16 protein-coding genes are annotated in these 21,584 nt (G+C 72.1%); 6 read left to right on the top strand and 10 right to left on the bottom strand.

Translation table 11 applies throughout. The features are described from left to right. Nucleotides 1-49: 49 nt before the first annotated feature. Nucleotides 50-2,770 carry a phosphoenolpyruvate carboxylase gene (ppc, locus tag ACX6XY_RS28075; RefSeq protein ID WP_460336715.1) on the bottom strand — a complete coding sequence of 907 codons (2,721 nt, stop codon included), beginning with the start codon at nt 2,768-2,770 and terminating at the stop codon, nt 50-52. A 319-nt stretch (nt 2,771-3,089) separates the two neighbouring features. Between ppc and ACX6XY_RS28070 the strand changes: the two genes are divergently transcribed. Together ACX6XY_RS28070 and ACX6XY_RS28065 are read left to right on the top strand one after the other, a co-directional pair. Beyond that, nucleotides 3,090-4,085, top strand: a complete 996-nt coding sequence (locus ACX6XY_RS28070; RefSeq protein WP_460336711.1) for an acyl-CoA desaturase — start codon at nt 3,090-3,092, stop codon at nt 4,083-4,085. Next, nucleotides 4,082-4,750 (top strand): TetR/AcrR family transcriptional regulator, encoded by a 669-nt coding sequence (locus tag ACX6XY_RS28065; protein WP_460336708.1) that lies wholly within the window; start codon nt 4,082-4,084, stop codon nt 4,748-4,750. Before ACX6XY_RS28070 ends, ACX6XY_RS28065 begins: the two co-directional genes overlap by 4 nt. Nucleotides 4,751-5,007: 257 nt before the next feature. Here the strand turns inward: ACX6XY_RS28065 and ACX6XY_RS28060 are convergent, their stop codons facing one another. Next, the gene (locus ACX6XY_RS28060) at nt 5,008-5,826 is read right to left on the bottom strand and encodes a trans-aconitate 2-methyltransferase (RefSeq protein WP_460336705.1); all 819 of its coding nucleotides are present in this window, start codon (nt 5,824-5,826) and stop codon (nt 5,008-5,010) included. 144 nt (nt 5,827-5,970) lie between these two features. On the opposite strand from ACX6XY_RS28060, the gene ACX6XY_RS28055 reads away from it, so the two are divergent. After that, the gene (locus ACX6XY_RS28055; RefSeq protein ID WP_460336703.1) at nt 5,971-6,465 is read left to right on the top strand and encodes a MarR family winged helix-turn-helix transcriptional regulator; all 495 of its coding nucleotides are present in this window, start codon (nt 5,971-5,973) and stop codon (nt 6,463-6,465) included. Here the strand turns inward: ACX6XY_RS28055 and ACX6XY_RS28050 are convergent. The 8 genes from ACX6XY_RS28050 to ACX6XY_RS28015 all read right to left on the bottom strand — a co-directional run bounded on the left by ACX6XY_RS28050 (nt 6,424) and on the right by ACX6XY_RS28015 (nt 17,668). Further along, the gene (locus tag ACX6XY_RS28050) at nt 6,424-7,248 is read right to left on the bottom strand and encodes a response regulator transcription factor (protein ID WP_460336700.1); all 825 of its coding nucleotides are present in this window, start codon (nt 7,246-7,248) and stop codon (nt 6,424-6,426) included. The two genes, ACX6XY_RS28055 and ACX6XY_RS28050, sit on opposite strands and share 42 nt — an antisense overlap. A gap of 286 nt (nt 7,249-7,534) precedes the next feature. Beyond that, the gene (galK, locus tag ACX6XY_RS28045; protein WP_460336697.1) at nt 7,535-8,701 is read right to left on the bottom strand and encodes a galactokinase; all 1,167 of its coding nucleotides are present in this window, start codon (nt 8,699-8,701) and stop codon (nt 7,535-7,537) included. Then, nucleotides 8,698-9,669: a UDP-glucose 4-epimerase GalE gene (gene galE / locus ACX6XY_RS28040; protein ID WP_460336694.1), complete on the bottom strand. Its 972-nt coding sequence runs from the start codon at nt 9,667-9,669 to the stop codon at nt 8,698-8,700. The genes galK and galE overlap by 4 nt, the downstream gene beginning before the upstream one ends. After that, entirely contained in the window at nt 9,666-10,718 is a 1,053-nt protein-coding gene (galT, locus tag ACX6XY_RS28035) for a galactose-1-phosphate uridylyltransferase (RefSeq protein WP_460336692.1), read from the bottom strand. Before galT ends, galE begins: the two co-directional genes overlap by 4 nt. 123 nt (nt 10,719-10,841) lie before the next feature. Beyond that, the gene (locus ACX6XY_RS28030; protein WP_460336689.1) at nt 10,842-11,567 is read right to left on the bottom strand and encodes a helix-turn-helix transcriptional regulator; all 726 of its coding nucleotides are present in this window, start codon (nt 11,565-11,567) and stop codon (nt 10,842-10,844) included. Nucleotides 11,568-11,744: 177 nt separating this feature from the next. Beyond that, a complete protein-coding gene (locus ACX6XY_RS28025) occupies nt 11,745-13,622 on the bottom strand; it encodes an outer membrane protein assembly factor BamB family protein (protein ID WP_460336686.1) in 1,878 nt (625 codons plus the stop codon). Between the two features lie 110 nt (nt 13,623-13,732). After that, nucleotides 13,733-15,544 carry an outer membrane protein assembly factor BamB family protein gene (locus ACX6XY_RS28020; protein WP_460336683.1) on the bottom strand — a complete coding sequence of 604 codons (1,812 nt, stop codon included), beginning with the start codon at nt 15,542-15,544 and terminating at the stop codon, nt 13,733-13,735. A gap of 297 nt (nt 15,545-15,841) precedes the next feature. Beyond that, a complete protein-coding gene (locus ACX6XY_RS28015; RefSeq protein WP_460336680.1) occupies nt 15,842-17,668 on the bottom strand; it encodes an ABC-F family ATP-binding cassette domain-containing protein in 1,827 nt (608 codons plus the stop codon). Between the two features lie 151 nt (nt 17,669-17,819). On the opposite strand from ACX6XY_RS28015, the gene ACX6XY_RS28010 reads away from it, so the two are divergent. The 3 genes from ACX6XY_RS28010 to ACX6XY_RS28000 all read left to right on the top strand — a co-directional run bounded on the left by ACX6XY_RS28010 (nt 17,820) and on the right by ACX6XY_RS28000 (nt 21,493). Continuing rightward, nucleotides 17,820-18,971: a serine hydrolase domain-containing protein gene (locus tag ACX6XY_RS28010; RefSeq protein ID WP_460336677.1), complete on the top strand. Its 1,152-nt coding sequence runs from the start codon at nt 17,820-17,822 to the stop codon at nt 18,969-18,971. A gap of 72 nt (nt 18,972-19,043) precedes the next feature. Beyond that, entirely contained in the window at nt 19,044-20,222 is a 1,179-nt protein-coding gene (locus tag ACX6XY_RS28005; protein WP_460336675.1) for a low temperature requirement protein A, read from the top strand. Nucleotides 20,223-20,290: 68 nt separating this feature from the next. Next, nucleotides 20,291-21,493 (top strand): low temperature requirement protein A, encoded by a 1,203-nt coding sequence (locus tag ACX6XY_RS28000; protein ID WP_460336672.1) that lies wholly within the window; start codon nt 20,291-20,293, stop codon nt 21,491-21,493. Nucleotides 21,494-21,584: the final 91 nt, after the last annotated feature.

Genomic DNA, 21,584 nt, shown 5'->3' with positions numbered 1-21,584 from the left:
GGCCCCGCCACAGTGTGGCGGGGCCGCGCGGCCGTTCGGGAAGAAGCCATCAGCCGGTGTTGCGCAGGCCCGCCGCCACGCCGTTCACGGTCAGCAGCAGGGCCCGTGCCAGCAGCGGGTCCGGCTCCTCGCCCGCCGCGGCCGCCTCACGCTGCCGCTTCAGCAGCGTGACCTGGAGATACGAGATCGGGTCCAGATAGGCGTCACGGATGCCGAAGGTCTGCTGAAGTACGGGCTGGGTGTCCAGGAGCTTCTCGCCGCCGGTGATCCGCAGCACCTCGCTCACGGTCAGCGCGTGCTCGGCCTTGATCGTGTCGAAGACGTGCTTGAGCTCCTCCGGCACCAGCGAGTCGACATAGTGCTGGGCGATCCGCAGGTCGGTCTTGGCGAGCGTCATCTCCACGTTGGAGAGGAAGTTCTGGAAGAAGTGCCAGTGCTCGTGCATCTCGTCGAGCACCGAGTCCAGACCCGCCTCGCGCAGCGCCTTCAGACCCGAGCCGACACCGAACCAGCCCGGCACGATCTGCCGCGACTGGGTCCAGCCGAACACCCACGGGATGGCCCGCAGGCCGTCCAGGCCCGCGCCCGAGTCGGGGCGGCGCGAAGGCCGGGAGCCCAGGTGCAGGTCGGCGAGCTGGTCCACCGGCGTGGCCGCGAAGAAGTACGCGGGCAGGTCCGGGTCCTCCACCAGACGCCGGTACGCGGCGTGCGCGGCGTCCGAGACGGTGTCCATCGCCGCGTCCCAGCGGGCCAGCGCCTCGTCCGACTGGCGCGGCGCGGAGTGCAGGGCCGAGGCCTGGAGGGTGGCCGCCACGGTCAGCTCCAGGTTCTCCCGCGCCAGCGAGGGCACCAGGTACTTGTCGCTGATCACCTCGCCCTGCTCGGTCACCTTGATCTCGCCCTCCAGGGTGCCCCAGGGCTGGGCGAGGATCGCGTCGTGCGAGGGGCCGCCGCCGCGGCCGACGGTGCCGCCGCGGCCGTGGAAGAGACGCAGCCGTACGCCGTACCGGTGGGCGACGTCACGCAGACGGCGCTGCGCCCGGTGGATCTCCCACTGGGACGTCGTGATACCGCCGAACTTCGACGAGTCCGAGTAGCCGAGCATGACCTCCTGGACGTCGCCGCGCAGCGACACCAGACGGCGGTAGGAGGGGTCGGCGAGCATCTCGTCGAGGATGACGTCGGCGGCGCGCAGCTCGTCCGTCGTCTCAAGCAGCGGCACGATGCCGATCTTGGCCCAGCCCGCGTGCAGGTCGATCAGGCCCGCCTCGCGCGCCAGCACGGCCGCGGCGAAGACGTCGTCCGCGCCCTGGCACATCGAGATGATGTACGACTCGATGACCTCGGGCCCGAAGACCGCCAGGGCCTTCTTGACCGTCTCGAACACCCCGAGCGTCTTCTCGCCCGCCGCGTCCAGCGGCGCGGGCGTGGGCGCCAGCGGGCGGCGCGAGCGCAGCTCCTTGGCGAGCAGCTTCTGCCGGTACTCGCGCGGCATGTCCGCGTACCGCCAGGACTCCTCGCCGAGGCGGTCGAAGAGCTGTCCGAGCGCGTGGTGGTGCGCGTCGGCGTGCTCGCGGACGTCCAGCGTGGCCAGCTGGAGGCCGAACGCCGCCAGGGTGCGGATCGTCCGGTCCATCCGGCCGTCGGCCAGCAGCCCGCCGCGGTGCTCGCGCAGCGAGGTCTGGATCAGGACCAGGTCGTGCAGCAGCTCGGCGGTGCCGAGGTAGTCGCGGCCCGGCTCGTGCGGGGTGCCCTTGGCGAGGCGCTCGCGCGTGTTGACCAGCTTCTGCCGTACGCAGGTGGTCTTGAGCCGGTACGGCTCTTCGGCGTTCAGCCGCTTGTAGCGGGGGCTGATCTCCGGCAGCCGCTCCAGGTCGGTCTGGAGCGAGGTGAGCAGCTCCTCGGTGGCGCCCGTGTAGCGGATGGAGTTGGAGAGCAGTCCGCGCAGGAAGTCGATCATCTCCAGCGCGTCGGTGATGCCGTGCTCGTGCTGGAGGATCAGCACGTCCCAGGTGACCTGGGGGGTCACGTTGGGGTTGCCGTCGCGGTCGCCGCCGATCCAGCTGCCGAAGGTGAGCGGGCGGGTGTCCGCGGGCAGTTCGACGCCGACCCGCTCCAGCTCGGCGGTGAGGTCCTCCAGGACGTCCCCGACCGCGCCGGTGTGCAGCTCGTCCAGGTAGTAGATGGCGTTACGCGCCTCGTCGGCGGGCTCGGGGCGTACCACGCGGAGCTCGTCGGTCTGCCAGACGGTGTCGATGTTCTCGGCGAGCCGCAGGTCCATCCGCCGCTGGTCGGACGAGGAGCGGGGCGCGTCGAGCAGCTCGGCGATCCGGCGCAGCTTGTTGAGCACCGAGCGGCGGGCGGCCTCGGTGGGGTGGGCGGTGAAGACGGGGCGCACGTTGAGGTTCTTTACCGTCTGGCGCAGGTGCTCGGGGTCGGCGTCCTTGAGCCGGTCCGCCGTGCGCGCCAGGGTGCTGCCCTCGGCGTCCCGCCGGTGCCGCAGCTCGCGCCCGCGGTGCACCTGCTCGGTGACGTTCGCCAGATGGAAGTACGTGGAGAAGGCGCGGACCAGCTTGGCCGCGGTCTCCAGCTCGGTCTCGCCGAGCAGGCGGGCCGCGGCCTCGCCGTCGCTGCGGGTCAGGGCGCGGACCCGTTCGACGAGGTCGAGCAGCTCGGGGCCCTCCTGCCGTACGAGGGTCTCGCCGAGCAGCTCGCCGAGGCGGCGGATGTCCGCGCGCAGCTCGGCGCTGGTCGTCTCGGCGCTGGTCATGGGGCTGGCCTGCTGGTCGGCCTGTTGGTCGGCACTGCTCACAGGTGCGGCTCCTTGCAGTGTAGAGCTCGTCTGGGGCGCTTCCCCGGTCACTCGTGAGCGCCGGGTTTCCGGGGAAGACTCGGAGCGGACCACGCTGTCCGACGTCACCAGGATAGGTCTCGAATCGACACCGCCGTTCCGTGGCCCTCTTGTGGGCGGGCCGCCCGCTGCCATACTTACGTCGCCGTAGGTTACGGGAGCGTAGGCAGCCCGTGACCAGCGCTTGGCGACGGCGCACGGCATTTCCGCCCGCCCCCGACCCCGCAAAGGGACGCCCATGACCACGAGCTCCGACCTTCGCACGGGCTCCGCCGTGATCGACGACGCCCCGCAGGCGAGCACGCCGCCGCCCGCCGCGACGCTGGGCGGCGAGCAGAAGCGATCACTCGAGCAGATCACCCTCCTCCTCTTCATCACCGTCCCCTTCGCGGCTCTGCTCGCGGCGGTCCCGCTGGCCTGGGGCTGGGGGGTCAGCTGGCTGGATCTGAGCCTGCTGGTGTTCATGTACTTCCTGGGTTGCCACGGCATCACGATCGGCTTCCACCGCTACTTCACGCATGGCTCCTTCAAGGCGAAGCGCCCGCTGCGGATCGCCCTCGCCGTGGCGGGCTCGCTGGCCGTGGAAGGCCCGCTGGTGCGCTGGGTGGCCGACCACCGCAAGCACCACAAGTTCTCGGACGCCGAGGGCGACCCGCACTCCCCGTGGCGCTACGGCGAGACGGTCCCCGCCCTGCTGAAGGGCCTGTGGTGGGCGCACATCGGCTGGATGTTCGACCAGGAGCAGACCTCTCAGGAGAAGTACGCGCCCGACCTGATCAAGGACCCGGCGATCCGCCGCATCTCCCGCAGCTTCATCTTCTTCACCATCGCCTCGCTCGCCATCCCGCCCCTGGTCGGCGGCTTGGTCACGATGTCCTGGTGGGGCGCCTTCACAGCCTTCTTCTGGGGGTCCCTCGTACGGGTGGCGCTGCTGCACCACGTCACCTGGTCGATCAACTCGATCTGTCACGCGGTCGGCAAGCGTCCCTTCAAGTCCCGCGACCGCTCGGGCAACGTCTGGTGGCTGGCCGTACTGTCCTGCGGCGAGTCCTGGCACAACCTCCACCACGCCGACCCGACCTCGGCCCGGCACGGCGTCCTGAAGGGCCAGCTCGACTCGTCGGCCCGGATCATCCGCTGGTGCGAGCAGCTGGGCCTGGCCTATGACGTGCGCTGGCCGTCCCGCGACCGGATCGCCTCCCGGCGCAGGCCACAACCGGCCGACGCGGCATGATAGAGAACGTGGCGACCGAATCGAACACCAGCGACAAACCCCGACGCACCCGCCGAACCCGGATGACCGGCGCGGAGCGGCGCCAACAGCTGCTCGACATCGGCCGCACGCTCTTCGCCCAGAAGGGCTTCGAAGGCACCTCCGTAGAGGAGATCGCAGCCAAGGCCGGGGTCTCCAAGCCCGTGGTCTACGAGCACTTCGGCGGCAAGGAGGGCCTGTACGCGGTGGTCGTGGACCGCGAGATGCAACGCCTCCTGGACATGGTGACCAGCTCCCTCACCGCGGGCCACCCGCGTGAACTGTGCGAACAGGCGGCCTTCGCGCTCCTGGACTACATCGAGGAGTACACGGACGGCTTCCGCATCCTGGTCCGCGACTCCCCCATCCCCCAGTCGACCGGCGGCTTCGCCTCGCTGATCTCGGACATCGCCACGCAGGTCGAGGACATCCTCGGCCACGAGTTCAAGAGCCGCGGCTTCGACCCCAAGCTGGCCCCCCTGTACGCACAGGCCCTGGTCGGCAGCGTCGCCCTGACCGGCCAGTGGTGGCTGGAGGTCCGCAAGCCCAAGAAGGCCGAGGTAGCGGCCCACCTGGTCAACCTGGCCTGGCACGGCCTGGACGGCCTGGAACCAAAGCCCCGCCTCATAGGCCACCGCAAGAGCTGACCCCCCAGACACGCCGGGACGCACAACGGCCGCTCACGGACCAAGGGGGAGCACCCCCGAACAGCCCCCCACGATCCGTAGACCGCCGACGGACGGAAGGGGGCCCGTCGGGGGGTGCGAGCGGAGCGCTGACTGTGACCTGGGCAGCACGCGGTCCGCAGCCGCCGGGTAACCAGTCGGCGTGAGCACGTACCCCCCGACGGGCCCCCGACCCACAGCCAACCGACCGCGACCGCGACCGCAGCCGCGCTCAGCGCTCAGCGCTCCTTCGTCGCCACGGCGAAGATCCGCCGGAACGGGAACACCGTGCCATGCGGCCCCGCCGGATAGGCCTTACGGAGCAGATCGCGGTACTCGCCAAGGAACTCAGCCGCGGCGTCCGGCGCGCCGTCGAGCGCCGTGAGCACCGGCCGCAGTGCCGTGCCCTTGACCCAGTCGAAGACCGGGTCCTCCCCCGTGAGCAGCTGGCAGTACGTGGTCTCCCAGGCCTCGGCCGCACAGCCGAGGTCCACCAGGCGCAGCAGATACTCCGCCGGGTCCAGCACATGGACGTACCGCCGCCCGAGGTCGCCGAGCCGCCCGCGCCACCGCTCCGACTCGCAGAGCTCGCCGAGCAGCGCGTGGCTGGGCGAGGTGAAGTTGCCGGGCACCTGGAAGGCGAGGCTGCCGCCCGGACGCAGCGCCGCGACCCAGCGCGGGAAGGACTCGGGATGGTTCGGCACCCACTGGAGCGCCGCGTTGGACACGATCAGGTCGTACGGCCCGTCCGGCGCCCAGTCCGCCGCGTCACCCGCGCGGAAGTCAAGGCGCCCGCCGCCCGCCGTAGGCCCGGCGTACCGCTCCGCCCTGGCGAGCATCTCGGGCGAGCTGTCCACGCCGGTGATGTGCGCGTCAGGCCAGCGCTCGGCGAGCAGCGCGGTGACGTTGCCGGGCCCGCAGCCCAGGTCGACGATGCGCGGCGCGTCTCCGGTGCCGGGCGGCTCGGGTATCCGAGCGAGCAGGTCGTGGAAGGGACGGGCCCGGTGCCCGGCGTGCCGGAGATACTGTTGCGGGTCCCAGGTTGGTGCGGCAAGCATGTACGAGCTCCCTGCGTGGTGCGAGCCACGGACGCGGAGAACCGCGTCCGCCGGGTGAGGAAACAAGACGCTGCCCACACGGAACCCGATATATCTCTCGACGTCAAGAGACTTCATGTCGACATACCCACTACACTGATCGCCATGGAGGACGAGGTCGATCGCCTGGTGGCAGCGTGGCGCCGTGAGCGCCCTGACCTCGACGTGGAACCACTCGAGGTGCTCAGCCGCGTCAGCAGGCTCGCCCGCCATCTGGACCGCGCCCGCAGGCTCGCCTTCGCCGAGCATGAGCTGGAGCCCTGGGAGTTCGACGTCCTGACCTCGCTGCGGCGCGCTGGCGCCCCGTACCAGCTCTCGCCGGGTCAGCTGCTCACCCAGACGCTGGTCACCTCCGGCACGATGACCAACCGCATCGACAGACTCGCCAAGAAAGGCCTGGTCGAGCGGCTGCCCGACCCCAGCGACCGGCGTGGCGTGCTGGTCCGCCTGACCGCCCAGGGGCGGGAGAGCGCGGACCAGGCGCTGGCCGGGCTGCTGCACCAGGAGCGGGCGATCCTCGCCGAGTTGTCGCGCGCGCAGCGCGGCGAACTGGCCTCGCTACTGCGCCAGCTGACCGCCCCGTTCGACAACATCCCCTGACCCGGACGCTCCCACCGCTCCGGACGCCGCCCCCGCCAGGTCCACCGGGCCGACGCCCGCCCTGCGGGCGAGCGCGACGGCCGCGAGGGTGGAGTGCACGCCGAGCTTCCCCAGGACGTTCTGCATATGCGTCCGAACGGTGTGCGGTGACAGGAAGAGGCGCTCGGCGACGGCTTTGCGCCCCAGGCCCGCGACCATGCACCGCAGCACTTCACGCTCGCGCGGGGTGAGCGACTCGACCAGCCGTTCGCTCTCGGTGCGGTGTTTGCGGGCCGCGGTGAGCTCCCGCAGCACGCCGGTGAGCAGCGCGGGCGGCAGATGGGTCTCGTCCCGCAGCACGCCCCGGATGACGGCCAGCAGCCGGGACAGCGAGCAGTCCTTGGCGACCCATCCGGAGGCGCCGGCCCCCAGCGCGAGCGCGGCCCGGCGCGGGTCGTCCCGCTCGGCGAGCACCACCGTACGGACCCCCGACTGGCCCGAACGGATGCCCGCCGCCAGGGAGATGCCGTCGGCCGGGCCGCCATCGGCGAGATCGGGAGCGGACCGCGGCCCCGGAACCCCGCCCGCACCGCCGCCCCCGTCGACCGCGACGCCCAAGTCCGCGTCGACGAGCAGCACATCGAAGCACCGCCCCTCGGCGGCCGCCCGCTCCAGGCAGCGCAGCGCGGCCGGGCCGCTGCCCGCGGCGGAGACGTCCACGTCGGGCTCGGCGGCGAGCGCGGCCGCGAGCGACTCGGCGAAGATGCGGTGGTCGTCGACGACCAGGACCCGGATTCGACCCACGTGAAACCCCCAGGCTCCGTCTTCCGGCGGCCGTGCCCCGCGTCCGGGTAGCGGCCCCGGAAACCAGTAGGGGACGGATCCGCACGGGTACGGCGCCCGGAATGAGGGGTCACCCCGCACGGCCGCCGCCGTGCTGTGACTGTTACCCCCACTCCAGGCGTCGTACCCGGCTGTCTCGCCCCCTGATCAACACCGGCCCCCACCGGTGCTGTTCATCAGCGTACGGCCGAGCGGCGGATGCCGAGGCCGATTTGCGGAACTGGGCAGAACTGAGCAGAACTGGGGTTCACACCACCCGGTGCGCCCCCCGGCACGGAACCGCCGCGAACACGCGGGGCACGGAGTACCCGGCGGCGGCGAAAGCCTTCTCGACCGCGGAGGTCAGCGCGGCCACCGCCGACTCCTCCGCCAGCACGATCGCCGAGCCGCCGAAGCCGCCGCCGGTCATCCGCGCGCCCAGCGCGCCCGCCGCCAGGGCCGTGTCCACGACCAGGTCCAACTCCGGGCAGGAGATCCGGAAGTCGTCGCGCAGCGAGGCGTGCCCCTCGGTGAGCACCGGCCCGATGGCCCGCAGGTCGGCCGCCGCACCGGAGGACAGCAGCGCGATGGTGCGGCTCACGCGCTCGTTCTCGGTGACCACATGGCGCACCAGGCGGCGCGTCTGAGGGTCCGTGAGCCGTGCGAGCGCCGCGGGCAGTTCGGCGTACGGCACATCGCGCAGCGCGGGCACGCCGAGCGCCGCCGCACCCGCCTCGCAGCCCGTACGCCGCTTCCCGTACTCGCCGTCGCTGTGCGCGTGCTTGACGCGGGTGTCCACCACCAGCAGCCGCAGCCCGTGCGCCGCCAGGTCGAAGGGGACCTGACGCTGGGCGAGGTCGCGGGTGTCGAGGAACAGCGCGTGGCCCGCCGTGCAGCACGCGGACGCCGTCTGGTCCATGATCCCGGTAGGCGCGCCCACGTACGCGTTCTCGGCCCGGCGGCACAGTACGGCCAACTCCCCGCGCCCGACGCCGAGTCCGTACAGGTCGTTCAGGGCCAGCGCGACGGCTACCTCCAGCGCGGCGGACGAGGAGAGCCCCGCGCCGTGCGGCACCGTCGACGCGAGGTGCAGCTCGGCGCCGCCGGCCGGGTACCCGGCGTCCCGCAGCGCCCACGCCACACCCGCCGGGTAGTCGGCCCAGCCGTCCGCACGGCCGGGGGCCAGTTCGTCCAGGCGCAGTTCGACCACGTCGCCCGGCACGTCGGGCGATCCCGAGTGCAGCCGCAGCACGCCGTCGTCGCGGCGGGCCGCGGCGGCGAGCGTGGTGTGCGGCAGGGCGAAGGGCATCACGAACCCGTCGTTGTAGTCGGTGTGTTCACCGATCAGGTTGACCCGCCCCGGCGCGGCCCAGACGCCGTCGGGCTGCCGCCCGTACAACGCGCGGAAACCTTCGGTGACTTCACTGACGGTCACGGGCGCTCCTCCTCCCTCTTCCGTGCGAACTCCCACGCGTCCGCGACGATCCCCGCGAGGTCCGCGCGCGAGGGCCGCCAGCCCAGCCGCTCACGCGCCCGCGCCGCCGCGGCCACCAGCACCGCGGGGTCACCGGCCCGGCGCGGCGCGCGGACCTCCGGGACCGGGTGTCCGGTGACCTCGCGGACCGTCTCGATGACCTCGCGGACCGAGAAGCCGTTGCCGTTGCCGAGGTTGCAGACCAGGTGCTCGCCCGCGACGGCCGCGTCCAGGGCCAGCAGATGCGCGTCGGCCAGGTCGGCGACATGGATGTAGTCGCGGACGCAGGTGCCGTCGGGCGTCGGGTAGTCGTCGCCGTAGACGGAGACGGACTCGCGCCGCCCCAGGGCGACCTGGAGCACCAGCGGGATGAGGTGCGACTCGGGGTCGTGCCGCTCACCGCAGTCGCCGTACGCGCCCGCGACGTTGAAGTAGCGCAGGGACACGGCCGCGAGTCCGTGCGCCGCGCACTCCCCGGCGATCATGTGGTCCACGGCGAGCTTGGACGCGCCGTAGGGGCTGGTCGGCGCGGTCGGCGCGGTCTCCGTGATCGGCGTGCCCGCGGGTTCGCCGTACGTCGCCGCGGTGGACGAGAAGACCAGGCGGCGCACCCCGGCGGAGCGCATCGCGGCGAGCAGCGCCATGGTGCCGCCGACGTTGTTGTCCCAGTATTTCTCGGGCTTGGCGACGGACTCGCCGACCTGCGAGAAGGCCGCGAAGTGCAGCACCGCGTCATAGGACGGGTCCAGCTGCTCAGCCGCGTCCTGGACCCTGCCTTCCTGGAAGTCCGCACCGGCTGGCACGCCCTCGCGGAAGCCGGTGGACAGGTCGTCGAGGACGGTCACCCGATGCCCCGCCGCCAGCAGATGCGCCGCCACCACGCTTCCGACATAGCCCGCGCCGCCGGTGACCAGATACCTGCCGCTCAACTCGCTACCTCCCGCAGTCTGTGTGCCGCGGCCTCCGGCGGCACGTCGTTGATGAACGCGCCCATGCCGGACTCGGAGCCCGCGAGGAACTTCAGCTTCCCCGACGTACGGCGAATGGTGAAAAGCTCCAGGTGCAGGGCGAACTCCTCACGCCGCACGTCGAACTCCGCCAGCGGGCCGAACGGCGCCTGGTGCCAGGCGGCGATGTACGGCGTCGGCGGCTCGCCCGCGCCGAAGATCCGGTCGAAGCGCCTCAACAGTTCCAGATACAGCTGTGGGAACTCTGTGCGCGCCGCCTCGCCCAGCGCCAGCAGGTCGGGGACCCGCCGCCTGGGGTACAGGTGGACCTCGTACGGCCAGCGGGCGGCGTACGGCACGAAGGCCGCCCAGTGCTCACCGGCCAGCACCACGCGCTCACCGGCCAGTTCGGACTCCAGGACGTCCGCGAAGAGATTACGCCCGGTGTGCTCGCGGTGCGCGGCGACGCGGCGCAGTGTCTGGGCGGTGCGCGGGGTGACGTCCGGGTAGCCGTAGATCTGGCCGTGCGGGTGGCCGAGGGTGACCCCGATCTCGGGGCCGCGGTTCTCGAAGCAGAACACCTGCCGTACGGAGTCGAGTTGGGAGAGCTCGGCGGTGCGGTCGGTCCAGGCGTCGAGGACGAGAGCGGCCTGCTCGTCGGTGAGGTCGGCGAAGCGCGCCGTGTGGTCCTGGGTGAAGCAGACGACCTCGCAGCGGCCCGTGTCACCGGCGAGCGACGGGAAGCGGTTCTCGAACACGGCCACGTCGTACGACCGGTCGGGGATCTCGCTGAGCCGGTCGCCGTCCGACGGGCACAGCGGGCACGCGTCGGCGGGCGGATGGTAGGTGCGGCCCTGCCGGTGCGAGGCGATGGCGACGGAGTCGCCGAGCAGAGGGTCGGTGCGGACCGCCGACGCGGTGGCGGTCGGGTCGAGGGGGCGCCGGTCCACCGCGTCGCGTACGACATCGTCGCGCACGTCGTAGTAGATGAGCTCCCGACCGTCGGCGAGACGGGTCGAGGTCTTCTTCACTGGGGCCGCTCCTCCACACACGGAAACAACAGAACCGAACGCAAGAAACCACGAACGAACACACACGTCAATGGCTGACCGCGGCCGGGCCTGGTGGAATACGTACAGTGGGTACTGTTTGGATCAGTTCGGTTCGGTTCTGCCCTGCTGGACCGAACCGGGCGCGAGGGCCGCCTGCCCGTCCAGCGGGCCCGCCCGGTCGAGCAGTCCCGTGCGCGCGGCCAGCGCCGCCGCCTCCAGGCGTGAGCCGACGTCCAGCTTCATCAGCACCCGCTGGACGTGCGTACGCGCGGTGCTCGGCGCTATCCCCATCCCGGCCGCGATCAGCCGGGTGTCCTCGCCGTCCGCGACCCGCAGCAGCACCTCGACCTCGCGCGGGGTGAGCATCCGCAGCAGCCGCTGGCCCTCGTCGTCGGGCTGGGCGACCGGGTTGAGCAGCTCGCCGAACGCGCCCTGGAGCAGCTGCGGGGCGATGGCCGCCTCCCCGGCGCGCGCCTTCATCATGGCGCGCTCCACGCCCTCGATCCGCTCGTCATGGCGTACGTATCCGGAGGCGCCGGCGGCGAACGCGGCGGCGATGCCGCGCGGCGACGGCACCGGGCCGAGCACCACGACGGCCACCTGCGGCCGCTCCCGCTTGATCCGCGACACCGGGTCGAAGACGCCAGGATCGGCGGGGGCCGCGGTGCCGAGGAGGCACACGTCGGGCGCCCTGGCCACGACCAGTTCGGCGGCCCCGGCCGCGGGCGCGGCCGCGGCGAGCACCCGGTGACCGCGGAGCTTCAGCGCCGAGGCGAGCGCCTCGGCGAGCAGGCGGTGATCGTCGACCACTATGAGCCGTACACCCATCGAGCAACCCCCACGTTCCCCACTGCCCCGGCGAACTCCGGTCCCCCCAGCCCGCCATTCCCCGGAAGCTACACGCTTGTTCGACGTTGCGCGCTCCCTACCCGCGAGAAGCCCCCGGAATGCGGAAAGCCCGGTGCCGCGGCGGCAGCGCGCCGCGGCACCGGGCTCAGTACCGGTTCAGCTCGCGCCGAACGACACCGCCAGGTAGGACTTGCGACCGTAGTTCGAGGAGCTGACCAGCTGCGCGGAGAGATACAGCTTGCCGTCCCTGTAGCGGAACTCGGAGTGGTCGAAGAGGAAGCCGGTCTCGGCGTCCCGGATCGACTTCTCGGCCGGGTTCTGCAGGAGCAGCGTCTCCTTCATGGTGTTCGGGTCGATCGTGACGACCTGGCCGCCCTTGTCGTAGGGCGGGAACTTGTAGGCGAGGATGTTGTCGCCGTCCATGCGCATCGGCTGGAACGACCACTTCTCGCCCGCGTCGATCTTGTCCCCGGTGCTCTTGCCGGTCTTCAGGTCGAAGGAGACGATCGAGTTCGACCTGCCGAAGCTCTCGCCCTTGGTGGGCAGGTAGAGCTTGCTGTCGCTGACGACCTGCCCGCGGCAGTCGCCCACCTCGGTCGCGCCGCACCGGCCCTCGTACCGGTCGCCGGGCGCCGTGATCTTGGCGTAGGCCGTGGCCTTCTTCTTGGAGTTGTCGATCGAGAAGTAGTCGTAGCCACGGGCCTCGGTGTCCAGCCTCGTCGCGACGACCAGCGGCTTGGACGAGACGACGTGCGCCCACTCGATGCCGTCCGCCAGCTCGTAGCTGGACAGGACGGCGCCCGAGGCCGGGTTCAGGGTCTGGACCTCCAGCTTGCGGTCGCCGTAGCGGCCGCACTTGCGCACCGTCACGAGCGCCTCGCCGCCGCCGTATCCGCTGTCGTAGCAGGTGTCCGAGGCCTTGGGCGCCCAGAGGGCCTTGCCGTCGATGGACCAGGCCGCGCCGCCGCCGGTGCCGCCCGCCGCGACGGTGGTGCCGGAGATGGTGACCTCGTCGAGCCGTGCCTTGCGGTCGCCCTTCTTGGCCGCCTTGGTCCACAGCTTCTTGCCCGCTTCGAGGTCCAGCGCGGTGACCTCGGTGCAGCCGTGGTGCCGTTCCTTCTTGGTGGGCTTGTCCGGCTGGTGGAGCACCGCCGTCTTGTCGTCGTCGGTGAGTTCACGGCTGGCGCCGCAGACCGGGCCCGGCAGTTCGATCGTCCACTGCTCGGAGCCCTTGACCGGGTCGTAGCCGACGATCTTGCTGTCGCCGCTCTTGGCGTACACCTTGTCGGTGATCCACGAGCCGTGCACGTCCAGCGTCCTGATGTCCTTGTCCACCTTGGGCTCCGGCAGCTGGAACTGGACCCTGGACTCGGTGTTCGACGGCACCTTCTCGTCGCCGACCGCGGGCTTGTCGTCGCCCTCGCCCTCGGCGTCCTCGCCCTCGGCGTCCTTGTCCTCGGCGTTCTTGTCGTCGAGGTCCTTGCCGCCGGTGCCGGCCGAATTCTTGGACTCGTCCTTCTTGTCGTCATCGCCCTGGGACGACGCGTACCAGACGCCACCGCCGATGATCAGGGCCACCGCGACCACGGCGGCGACGATGATCACCATCACGGGGTTGGACTTCTTGCCGCCGCCGGGGCCGGGCGCACCGGCCTTCATCGGCATGGTCGGCGGCTGCGGGTAGCCGCCGCCGTACTGGGGCTGCTGCGGCTGCGGCGGGCCGGGGTAGCCGTAACCGGCCTGGCCCAGGGGCTGCGTGGGCGGCTGGGCGGGCGGGGCGCCCGGAGGCGGCGTCTGCGGGTAGCCGTAGCCGGCGCCCTGGGGCGCGCCGAAGCCACCGCCGGGCGGCGGGTCCTGCGGGGCGCCGAAGCCACCGCCGGGCGGCGGGTCCTGGGGCGCGCCGAAGCCACCGGACGGCGGCTGGGCCGGGGGTTGGGCCGGGGGCTGCTGCGGCTGCTCGCCCGAGGGCTCGCCAGGAGGCTGGTTCGGGGGCGGGCCCGGCGGCTGGTTGGGCGGAGGAGGAGGCTGCGTCATGACTTTCTACCTCTGGAGAACGGGACGTGGGGACGTGGAACGGGACTCAGGACTAGAGACTCGGGATTCGGGAAGCGGGAAGCGGGATTCGGGACTCGCACCGCGGCCGCTCACTTGCCGAATGCCAGCATCCGGGCCCCCTCCTCCTCATCGGACTTCTTGGCCCGCAGCCGCGACGGCGTCATGAAGAACCGCTCGTCGGCGTAGGCCACCGCGCCCGAGATCCCCATCGAGCTCTCGGCGCCCGCCGCACTGTCCGGGTGCCGCAGTACGGTCGTGGGCTTGCCGCCCGAGGCGCCGAACCGTACGACCCGCCCGGCCTGGCGGTAGGACGCCTCGACATAGGCGACCAGGTTCCCGTCCTCCATGGCGAGCGGCATGACGGTGCGCTTGTCGTCGGCCTTGCCCCGCCACTTCTCCTTGCCGGTGGCGAGGCTGAAGGCGACGATCTCGTTGTAGCGGCCGCCCGAGGTAGCGGAGCCCTCGTCGGCGGTCGCCAGGTAGAGAGTGTCGCCGCCCACGACCACGCCCTGGCAGCCGTCGACGTCGTCACCGAACGAGAACATGCTGCCGCAGCCCGTCTTGAACTTGTCCTTGCCGTCGCTCTTGAGCTGCGAGCGCACCTTGCCGCCGTCCGTCAACGCGACGACCGTCCAGGTCTTCTCGTCCCTGTTCTTCAGCGAGACGACCACCGGGTCGGCGGAGTAGACCTTGTCGATCTCCCAGCCCTTGGGGCTCCGGTAGCTCCACTTGGCCTTGCCGGTCTTCGGGTCCAGCTCCTGGAGCTGGCCGTTCTCGTCGGGGCTGGTGGAGCAGGAGGACACGCTGAGCAGCTTGGCCCCGCCCGCGACGCCCTTGGGGAAGCAGAGTTCCTCGCCCCGCGTGACGTCGAAGAGCTTCTTGCCGTCGGCCATCGCGTAAGCGACGTGGGACTGCCCGCGGGACACGGTGAGGGTGTCGCCCGCGATCGCCAGGCCTTCGCCGCCGATGTCGAAGAGGCCGCCCTTGTCGACCTCCTTCTTCCAGCCCGCCTTACCCGTCTTCAGGTCGATCTGCTGGAGCTGGTTGCACTTCTTCTTACGGCTGCTGGTCAGGCCGTTCTCGTGGAGGATGACGACCTTGCCGTCCGCGTTGGGGGCGGGTGGGGCCCCGCAGGCCGGGGCGGGCAGCGGGAGGGTCCACTTCTCCTGGCCGTCGCTCACGCCGAACGCGGAGACCTTCTTGTACCCGGCCTGGATGACGGTGTCGCCCTCCACCCAGATGCTCAGCAGCTCAGCGCCGTCGCCGGGGATCTTCTGGTCGTTCCTGACCATCCAGGCCTTGGCGTCGCCCGGCTTGCTGCCCGCGTTCAGGTCGCCGTTGTCGCCGCGGCTGTCGGGGCGGCCGCCGCTGCCGTCGCCCTCGTCGACCGTGGGCGACGAGGACGGCGATGACGGCGAGGGCTTCGCGTCGTCGGTCTTCTCGACGGCGGGCTGCTTGGCCTCGTCCTTCTTCTTGTCGCCGTCATCACCGCTGGTGAGGAAGAAGACGCCGGTACCGACGACGAGCAGCGCGGCCACGGCCGCGCCGATGACGACCGCGGGCTTGCCCTTGAAGAAGCCACCGCCCCCGGCGTCACCGGGCCCCGCACCGTCGGCGCCGGGAGCGCCGGGGAACTGCGGCGGCTGACCGTACGGACCCGGCGCGCTCGGCGGCTGGTTGTACGGCCCTGGCGGGGTCGGCGGCTGGTGGTACGGGCCCGCCTGGGGCGGCTGGCCGTACGGACCCGGCGCGGTCGGCGGCTGGCCGTACGGACCCGGCTGCTGCGGATAGCCGTACCCCGGCTGGCCACCCGGCTGCCCGGGCGGCGGGCCCTGCGGCGGGGTCGGCGGCTGGCCGGGAGGCTGCGGCGGCTGACCTGGTGGCTGTGGCGGCTGAGTCATCAGCGGTGTACCTCTTCACGCGGAACCAGGGCCCGACCGTTCTCCCCCGCAATTCCGGTGGCACATCCCCCGGAAAGGAGCGAATCAGGCATGGTCCCGCAACTCTGAGTCAGTCAAGCGGGAGTTCTTTGTATCACCCACCGCCGCGGCGAATCGGGCCGGTCACCCCCCTGTACCCAAGGGAGGACCGGCCCGTGATGCCCTCGTTATGCACGCGGAGTGACCGCCGGGCGGGCGCGCGGAGTTGGCCGACGGGCGGACGCGCGGAGCGACCGGCGGGCGGACGCGCTCAGGCGCTCAGCCGACCGTCTCGGCCAGCTCCAGCCAGCGCGACTCCAACTCCTCCCGCTGCCCCAGCAGTTCCCGGAGCTCCGCGTCGAGCCCCGCGACCTTGTCGAAGTCGGTGGCGTGCTCGGCGATCTGCGCGTGCAGCGTGCTCTCCTTCTGTGACAGCTTGTCCAACTGCCGCTCCACCTTCTGCAGTTCCTTCTTGGCGGCCCGCGCGTCAGCCGACGAGGTCGCCGGGGCCCGCGCCGCGGACGCGGCGGACGACGCGGCCGGGGCCTGCGTCTGCGCCGCGGCGGCCTCGGCCATCCGGCTGCGGCGCTCCAGGTACTCGTCGATCCCACGCGGCAGCATCCGCAGCGTGGCGTCTCCCATCAGGGCGAACACCCGGTCCGTGGTCCGCTCGACGAAGAACCGGTCGTGCGAGATCACCACCATCGACCCCGGCCAGCCGTCGAGCAGGTCCTCCAGCTGGGTCAGCGTCTCGATGTCCAGGTCGTTGGTCGGCTCGTCCAGGAAGAGGACGTTCGGCTCGTCCATCAGCAGCCGCAGCAGCTGCAGCCGCCGCCGCTCACCGCCGGACAGGTCGCCGACCGGCGTCCACTGCTTCTCTTTCCCGAACCCGAACTGCTCGCAGAGCTGCCCCGCGGTCATCTCCCGGCCCTTGCCGAGGTCCACCCGGTCGCGCACCTGCTGGACGGCCTGGAGCACCCGCGTATCCGGGTCCAGCTCGCTGACCTCCTGGGAGAGATAGGCCAGCTTGACGGTCTTGCCGACGACGACCCGCCCCGCGGCGGGCTGGGTCTCGCCCTCGCTGCGCGCGGCGTCGGCCATGGCGCGCAGCAGCGAGGTCTTGCCCGCGCCGTTCACACCGACCAGGCCGATCCGGTCGCCGGGCCCCAGCTGCCAGGTCAAGTGCTTGAGCAGCACCTTCGGCCCGGCCTGTACGGTCACGTCCTCCAGGTCGAACACGGTCTTGCCGAGCCGGGACGAGGCGAACTTCCGCAGCTCGGAGGTGTCCCGCGGCGGCGGCACGTCCGCGATCAGCTCGTTGGCCGCCTCCACCCTGAAGCGGGGCTTGGAGGTACGGGCCGGAGCGCCGCGCCGCAGCCAGGCCAGCTCCTTGCGGACCAGGTTCTGCCGCTTGGCCTCCTCGGTGGCGGCGATCCGCTCGCGCTCGGCCCGCGCGAAGACGTAGTCCGAGTACCCGCCCTCGTACTCGAAGACCGTGCCGCGCTGGACGTCCCACATCCGCGTGCACACCTGGTCGAGGAACCACCGGTCGTGGGTGACGCAGACCAGCGCGGAGCGCCGGGCCCGCAGATGGGCGGCGAGCCAGGCGATGCCCTCGACGTCGAGGTGGTTCGTGGGCTCGTCGAGCACGATGAGGTCCTGCTCGGCGATCAGCAGCTTGGCGAGCGCGATACGCCGCCGCTCGCCGCCGGACAGCGGCCCGATCACGGTGTCCAGGCCCCGGTCGAACCCCGGCAGCGAGAGGCCCCCGAACAGCCCGGTCAGCACGTCCCGGATCTTGGCGCTGCCCGCCCACTCGTGGTCTTCCAGGTCGCCGATGACCTCATGCCTGATGGTGGCCTCAGGGTCGAGCGAGTCGTGCTGGGTCAGCACGCCGAGGTGCAGCCCACCGCTGTGCGTGACCCGCCCCGAGTCGGCCTCCTCCAGCTTGGCAAGCATCCGGATCAGGGTGGTCTTGCCGTCGCCGTTGCGGCCGACGACCCCGATCCGGTCTCCCTCGGAGACGCCGAGGGAGACTCCGTCGAGCAGGGCACGGGTGCCGTACACCTTGCTGACGGACTCGACATTGACCAGATTGACGGCCATCAACGCTCCAGATTGGGGGACGATCGGCCTTCCAGCCTAGTCGCCCCCGTCTCCGCTCCCGGTCGGCCCCGGAATCGGGGGGAGTGGGTGAATGTTGCACCCTGGGAGGGATACGGGCGCCACCGGGGCGCGGCAGTCGAGGGAGCGCGTGGTGGACGTCCAGGGGATGGCAGCGCCGGGTTTCGAGCCGGTCAGGGACGCGTTCGTACGCAACTTCGCCGAGCGGGGCGAGCGCGGCGCGGCGGTCTCCGTCCACCGGCACGGAGAGCCGGTCGTCGACCTGTGGGGCGGTGTCCGCGACGTCGACGGGACGGACCCCTGGCAGCGGGACACCGCGCAGATCGTGCGCTCGGCGACCAAGGGCGTGGCCGCCGCGGCGGTGCTCCTCCTGCACCAGCGCGGGCGGCTCGACCTGGACGCGCCGGTCGGCGCGTACTGGCCCGAGTTCAAGGCGCACGGCAAGGAGCGGACCCTGGTCCGCCACCTGCTCGGGCACCGGGCCGGGGTCCCGGCCCTGGACCGCCCCCTGGGCGCGGACGAGCTGTCCCACGCCCCGGAGCGCCTCGCCGAGCAGGCACCGGCGTGGGAGCCGGGCACGGCGCACGGCTACCACGCCCACACCTACGGCTGGCTGCTCGGCGAGCTGGTGCGCCGGGTCACCGGCCAGACCCTCGGCGCCTTCCTCGCCTCGGAGGTGACCGGCCCGTGGGACCTCGACCTGTGGATAGGCCTGCCGCCCGAACAGGCCCGCCGGGTGGGCCGGATCGGCCCGGTCGAGCCGCCGGCCCACTCCCCTGCCCTGCGGCTGCGCCCCAAGCGCGCGGTCGCCGACGCCTACGCGGACCCCGGCTCGCTCACCCGCCGTGCCTTCGGCGCCCTGCTGCCCCCGGACGAGAACGCGCCCGCGTACCGGGCCGCCGAGCTCCCCGCGTCGGGCGGCATCGCCACGGCCCGCTCGCTGGCCGCGTTCTACGCCGCCCTCATCGGCCCGGTCGCGGGCCGCCCCCGGCTCCTCGCGCCCGAAACGGCGGCCCTCGCCCGCGCCGAGGAAGCCGCGGGCCCGGACCGCGTCCTGGTCGTCAGCACCCGCTTCGGCCTCGGCTATATGCTCCACGGCCCGGCCTCGCCGCTCCTGGGCCCCGGCTCCTTCGGCCACCCCGGCCGCGGCGGGCCGCTCGGCTTCGCCGATCCCGAGTCCGGCATCGCCTTCGGCTATGTGACGAACGGCTTCCAGAAGGGCGTCACGGCCGATCCGCGGGCCCAGGCGCTGGTGGGGGCGGTACGGGCGGCGCTCTCGCGCTGATCGGCTGCCGCGTCGGCTTTGGTCGGGCGTGTCTTCGGCGGGGACTCGGGGTGCTTCGGGACACTGAGGCCGATGACCGTACAGCGCATCAAGCAGCGGCTCCTCAGGGATCGAGCGGAAGGCGACGCTCCCGAGGTGGGGCCGATCGAGCTGTTCTTCGACCTCGTCTACGTGTTCGCCGTCGTGCAGCTGTCGCACTTCCTGCTCGCGCACCTGACGGGCGAGGGAGTGGCGCAGGCCGCGGTGCTGTTCCTCGCCGTCTGGTGGGGCTGGAACTACACCGCCTGGGCCATGAACTGGCTCAACCCGGACAGTGTGGCGGTCCGTCAGCTGACGGCCGTGCTGATGCTGCTGGGCCTCGGCATGGCGGTGGCGCTGCCGCACGCCTTCGGTTCGGACGCCGTGCTGTTCGCGGTGTGTTACGTGGGGCTCCAGCTGCTGCGTTCGGCCTTCATGGTGGTGGCCTGCCGGGGCCGGGTGCTCGGCGGGAACTACGCCCGACTGCTGTCCTGGAGCGCCTTCGCGGGGGTGTTCTGGCTCGTGGGCGCGTTCGCGCCGGACGAGCAGCGGCTGTGGTGGTGGCTGGCGGCGGTGGCGATCGACTACGGGGCGCCGATGGTCGACTTCTTCGTGCCCGGATTCGGGTCGGCGCCCGCGCACACCTGGCCGCTGCACCGTGAGCACCTCGCCGAGCGCAACCGGCTGGTCTTCATCATCGCGCTCGGCGAGTCCATCCTGATCATGGGATTCACGCTGGACGAGGTCGAGCTGACCGGGCGGGTGGCCGCCGCGACCCTGATCGGGTTCTGCGGCCTCGTCCTGCTGTGGTGGAACTACTTCGGCGTCCACATCGGGCGCGAGCGCGAGGCCGACCCGGTGGGGGCCCTGCAGACGGCCATCGCCCGCTCGGGCTTCGCCTACGCCCACGCGGTGATGATCGCGGGGGCGATCGTGGTGGCGGTGTCCATCGAGCAGGTCACCAAGCATCCGACCGGGCACCTCGAACCGGCGGTCATCTGGTGCGTGACCGGCGGTCCCGTCCTCTATCTCGTCGGGAACCTGCTCTACATCCACGCCCGGAGCGGCCTCGTCGCCTACTCCCGGCTGGTGGTGATCGGCGTCCTGGTGCTGCTCGGCCTGCTGGCCTCGCTGACCGACGTACTGTCGCCCCTCGGCCTCGCCGCCGCCGCGACGGCGTGCCTGCTCGTGCTGGCCGTCACGGTCCGCGCCGTTCCGCGCGGGCGGGCGTGACAGCCCCTTCGGGGGGTTCGGGGGCGGCGGGCGGGGCGGTGCCTCCGCTTCCTCCGCTCTATCGGCGGATGCGGCCGCGGGATCCGTCCGAGGCCCGTGGCCAGACCGCGCTGGAGCTGCTGTTCGACCTGGCCTTCTCGGCGGCGTCCGGGTTCGCCGCCGTGCAGTTCGCTCAGGCGCTGTCCGGCGACGGAGAGTACGAGGGAGCCATCGGCGGGGTGGGCGGTGGAGCCGTGGGCGGGGCGGGGGAGGCGCTGCTCGGGTTCGCGATGGTGTTCTTCGCGATCTGGTGGGCCTGGCTCGCGTTCAGCAGGTTCTCCTCGGCGTACGACACCGACGACGGTCTCACCTGGGCCGTGACCGCGCTGCAGATCATCGGGGCCTGTGTGCTCGCCGCCGGGGTGTCGCGTGCGTTCGCCGCGGGGGACTTCGCCGTCATCACCGTGGGGTACGCGGTGATGCGGGTGCCGCTCGCCGCGCAGTGGTGCCGCGCGGCTCTGGGGGACCCGCTGCGGCGCGCGACGTGTCTGCGGTTCGCCGCGTCCCTGCTGGTGCTGCAGGTGGGCTGGGGGGTGCGGCTCGCGCTGCCCGAGCCGTGGTCGTTCCCGTCCTTCGTCCTGCTGGCGGTGGGCGAGGTCGCCGCGCCGCTGTGGGCGGCCCGCCGGGGTGAGCCGCCGGTCAACCCCGGCCACCTCGCGGGGCGGCACCTCAGGTTCGCGCTCACCGTGGCCGCGCAGACGGTGGCCGCGACCGTCTGGTCGGTGCGGCTGGGTCTGGACGACGCCGGCGAGCGGGGCCCGCTGCTGGTCGTGGCCGTGCTGTCGGTGGGCGTCGTGGTGTCTCTGGTCTGGCTCTACTGCGGCATGCCGCACGCCTGGCTCGCGGCGCGGCGTCGCTCGGCTGGGCGCTGGACGTACGGGCACTACCTGATCCTGGGGGCGCTGTGCGCTGTGGGGTCGGGGGTGCGGTTCCTCGTGGACGGCGTGCAGGGCGGGGGTGGCGGCGGCGGTGGCTCTGACGGTGGCCGCTCTGCCGTGGCTCTGGCGGTGGCCGTGGGGGTGGCTGTGCTGGCGCTGTGGTGGGTGTGCGCCCTTCCCGTCGCCAGGGCTGTGGGGAGTGCGGGGCTGTTTTTGTGGCGTTATCCGGCGGCCGCGGTGGTTGCCGTGGGGGTGGCGGTGGCGTGGGGCGGCCGTCCGCTGGTGTCCACGGGCGTGGTCGTCGCGGTGCTCCTCGCCCTGTCCTGGGCGGACCGCCGCGCTGCCGCGCGGTGAGCCGCGCTGTTGTCTCGTTGTGGGTCGGGGGTGGGGGGGGGGGTACGTGCTCACGGCGACTGATAACCCGGAAGCTGCGAACCGCGTGCTG

The sequence above is a fragment of the Streptomyces sp. O3 genome (genome assembly GCF_054788135.1).
This window is presented reverse-complemented; position numbering and strand designations above follow the sequence as displayed.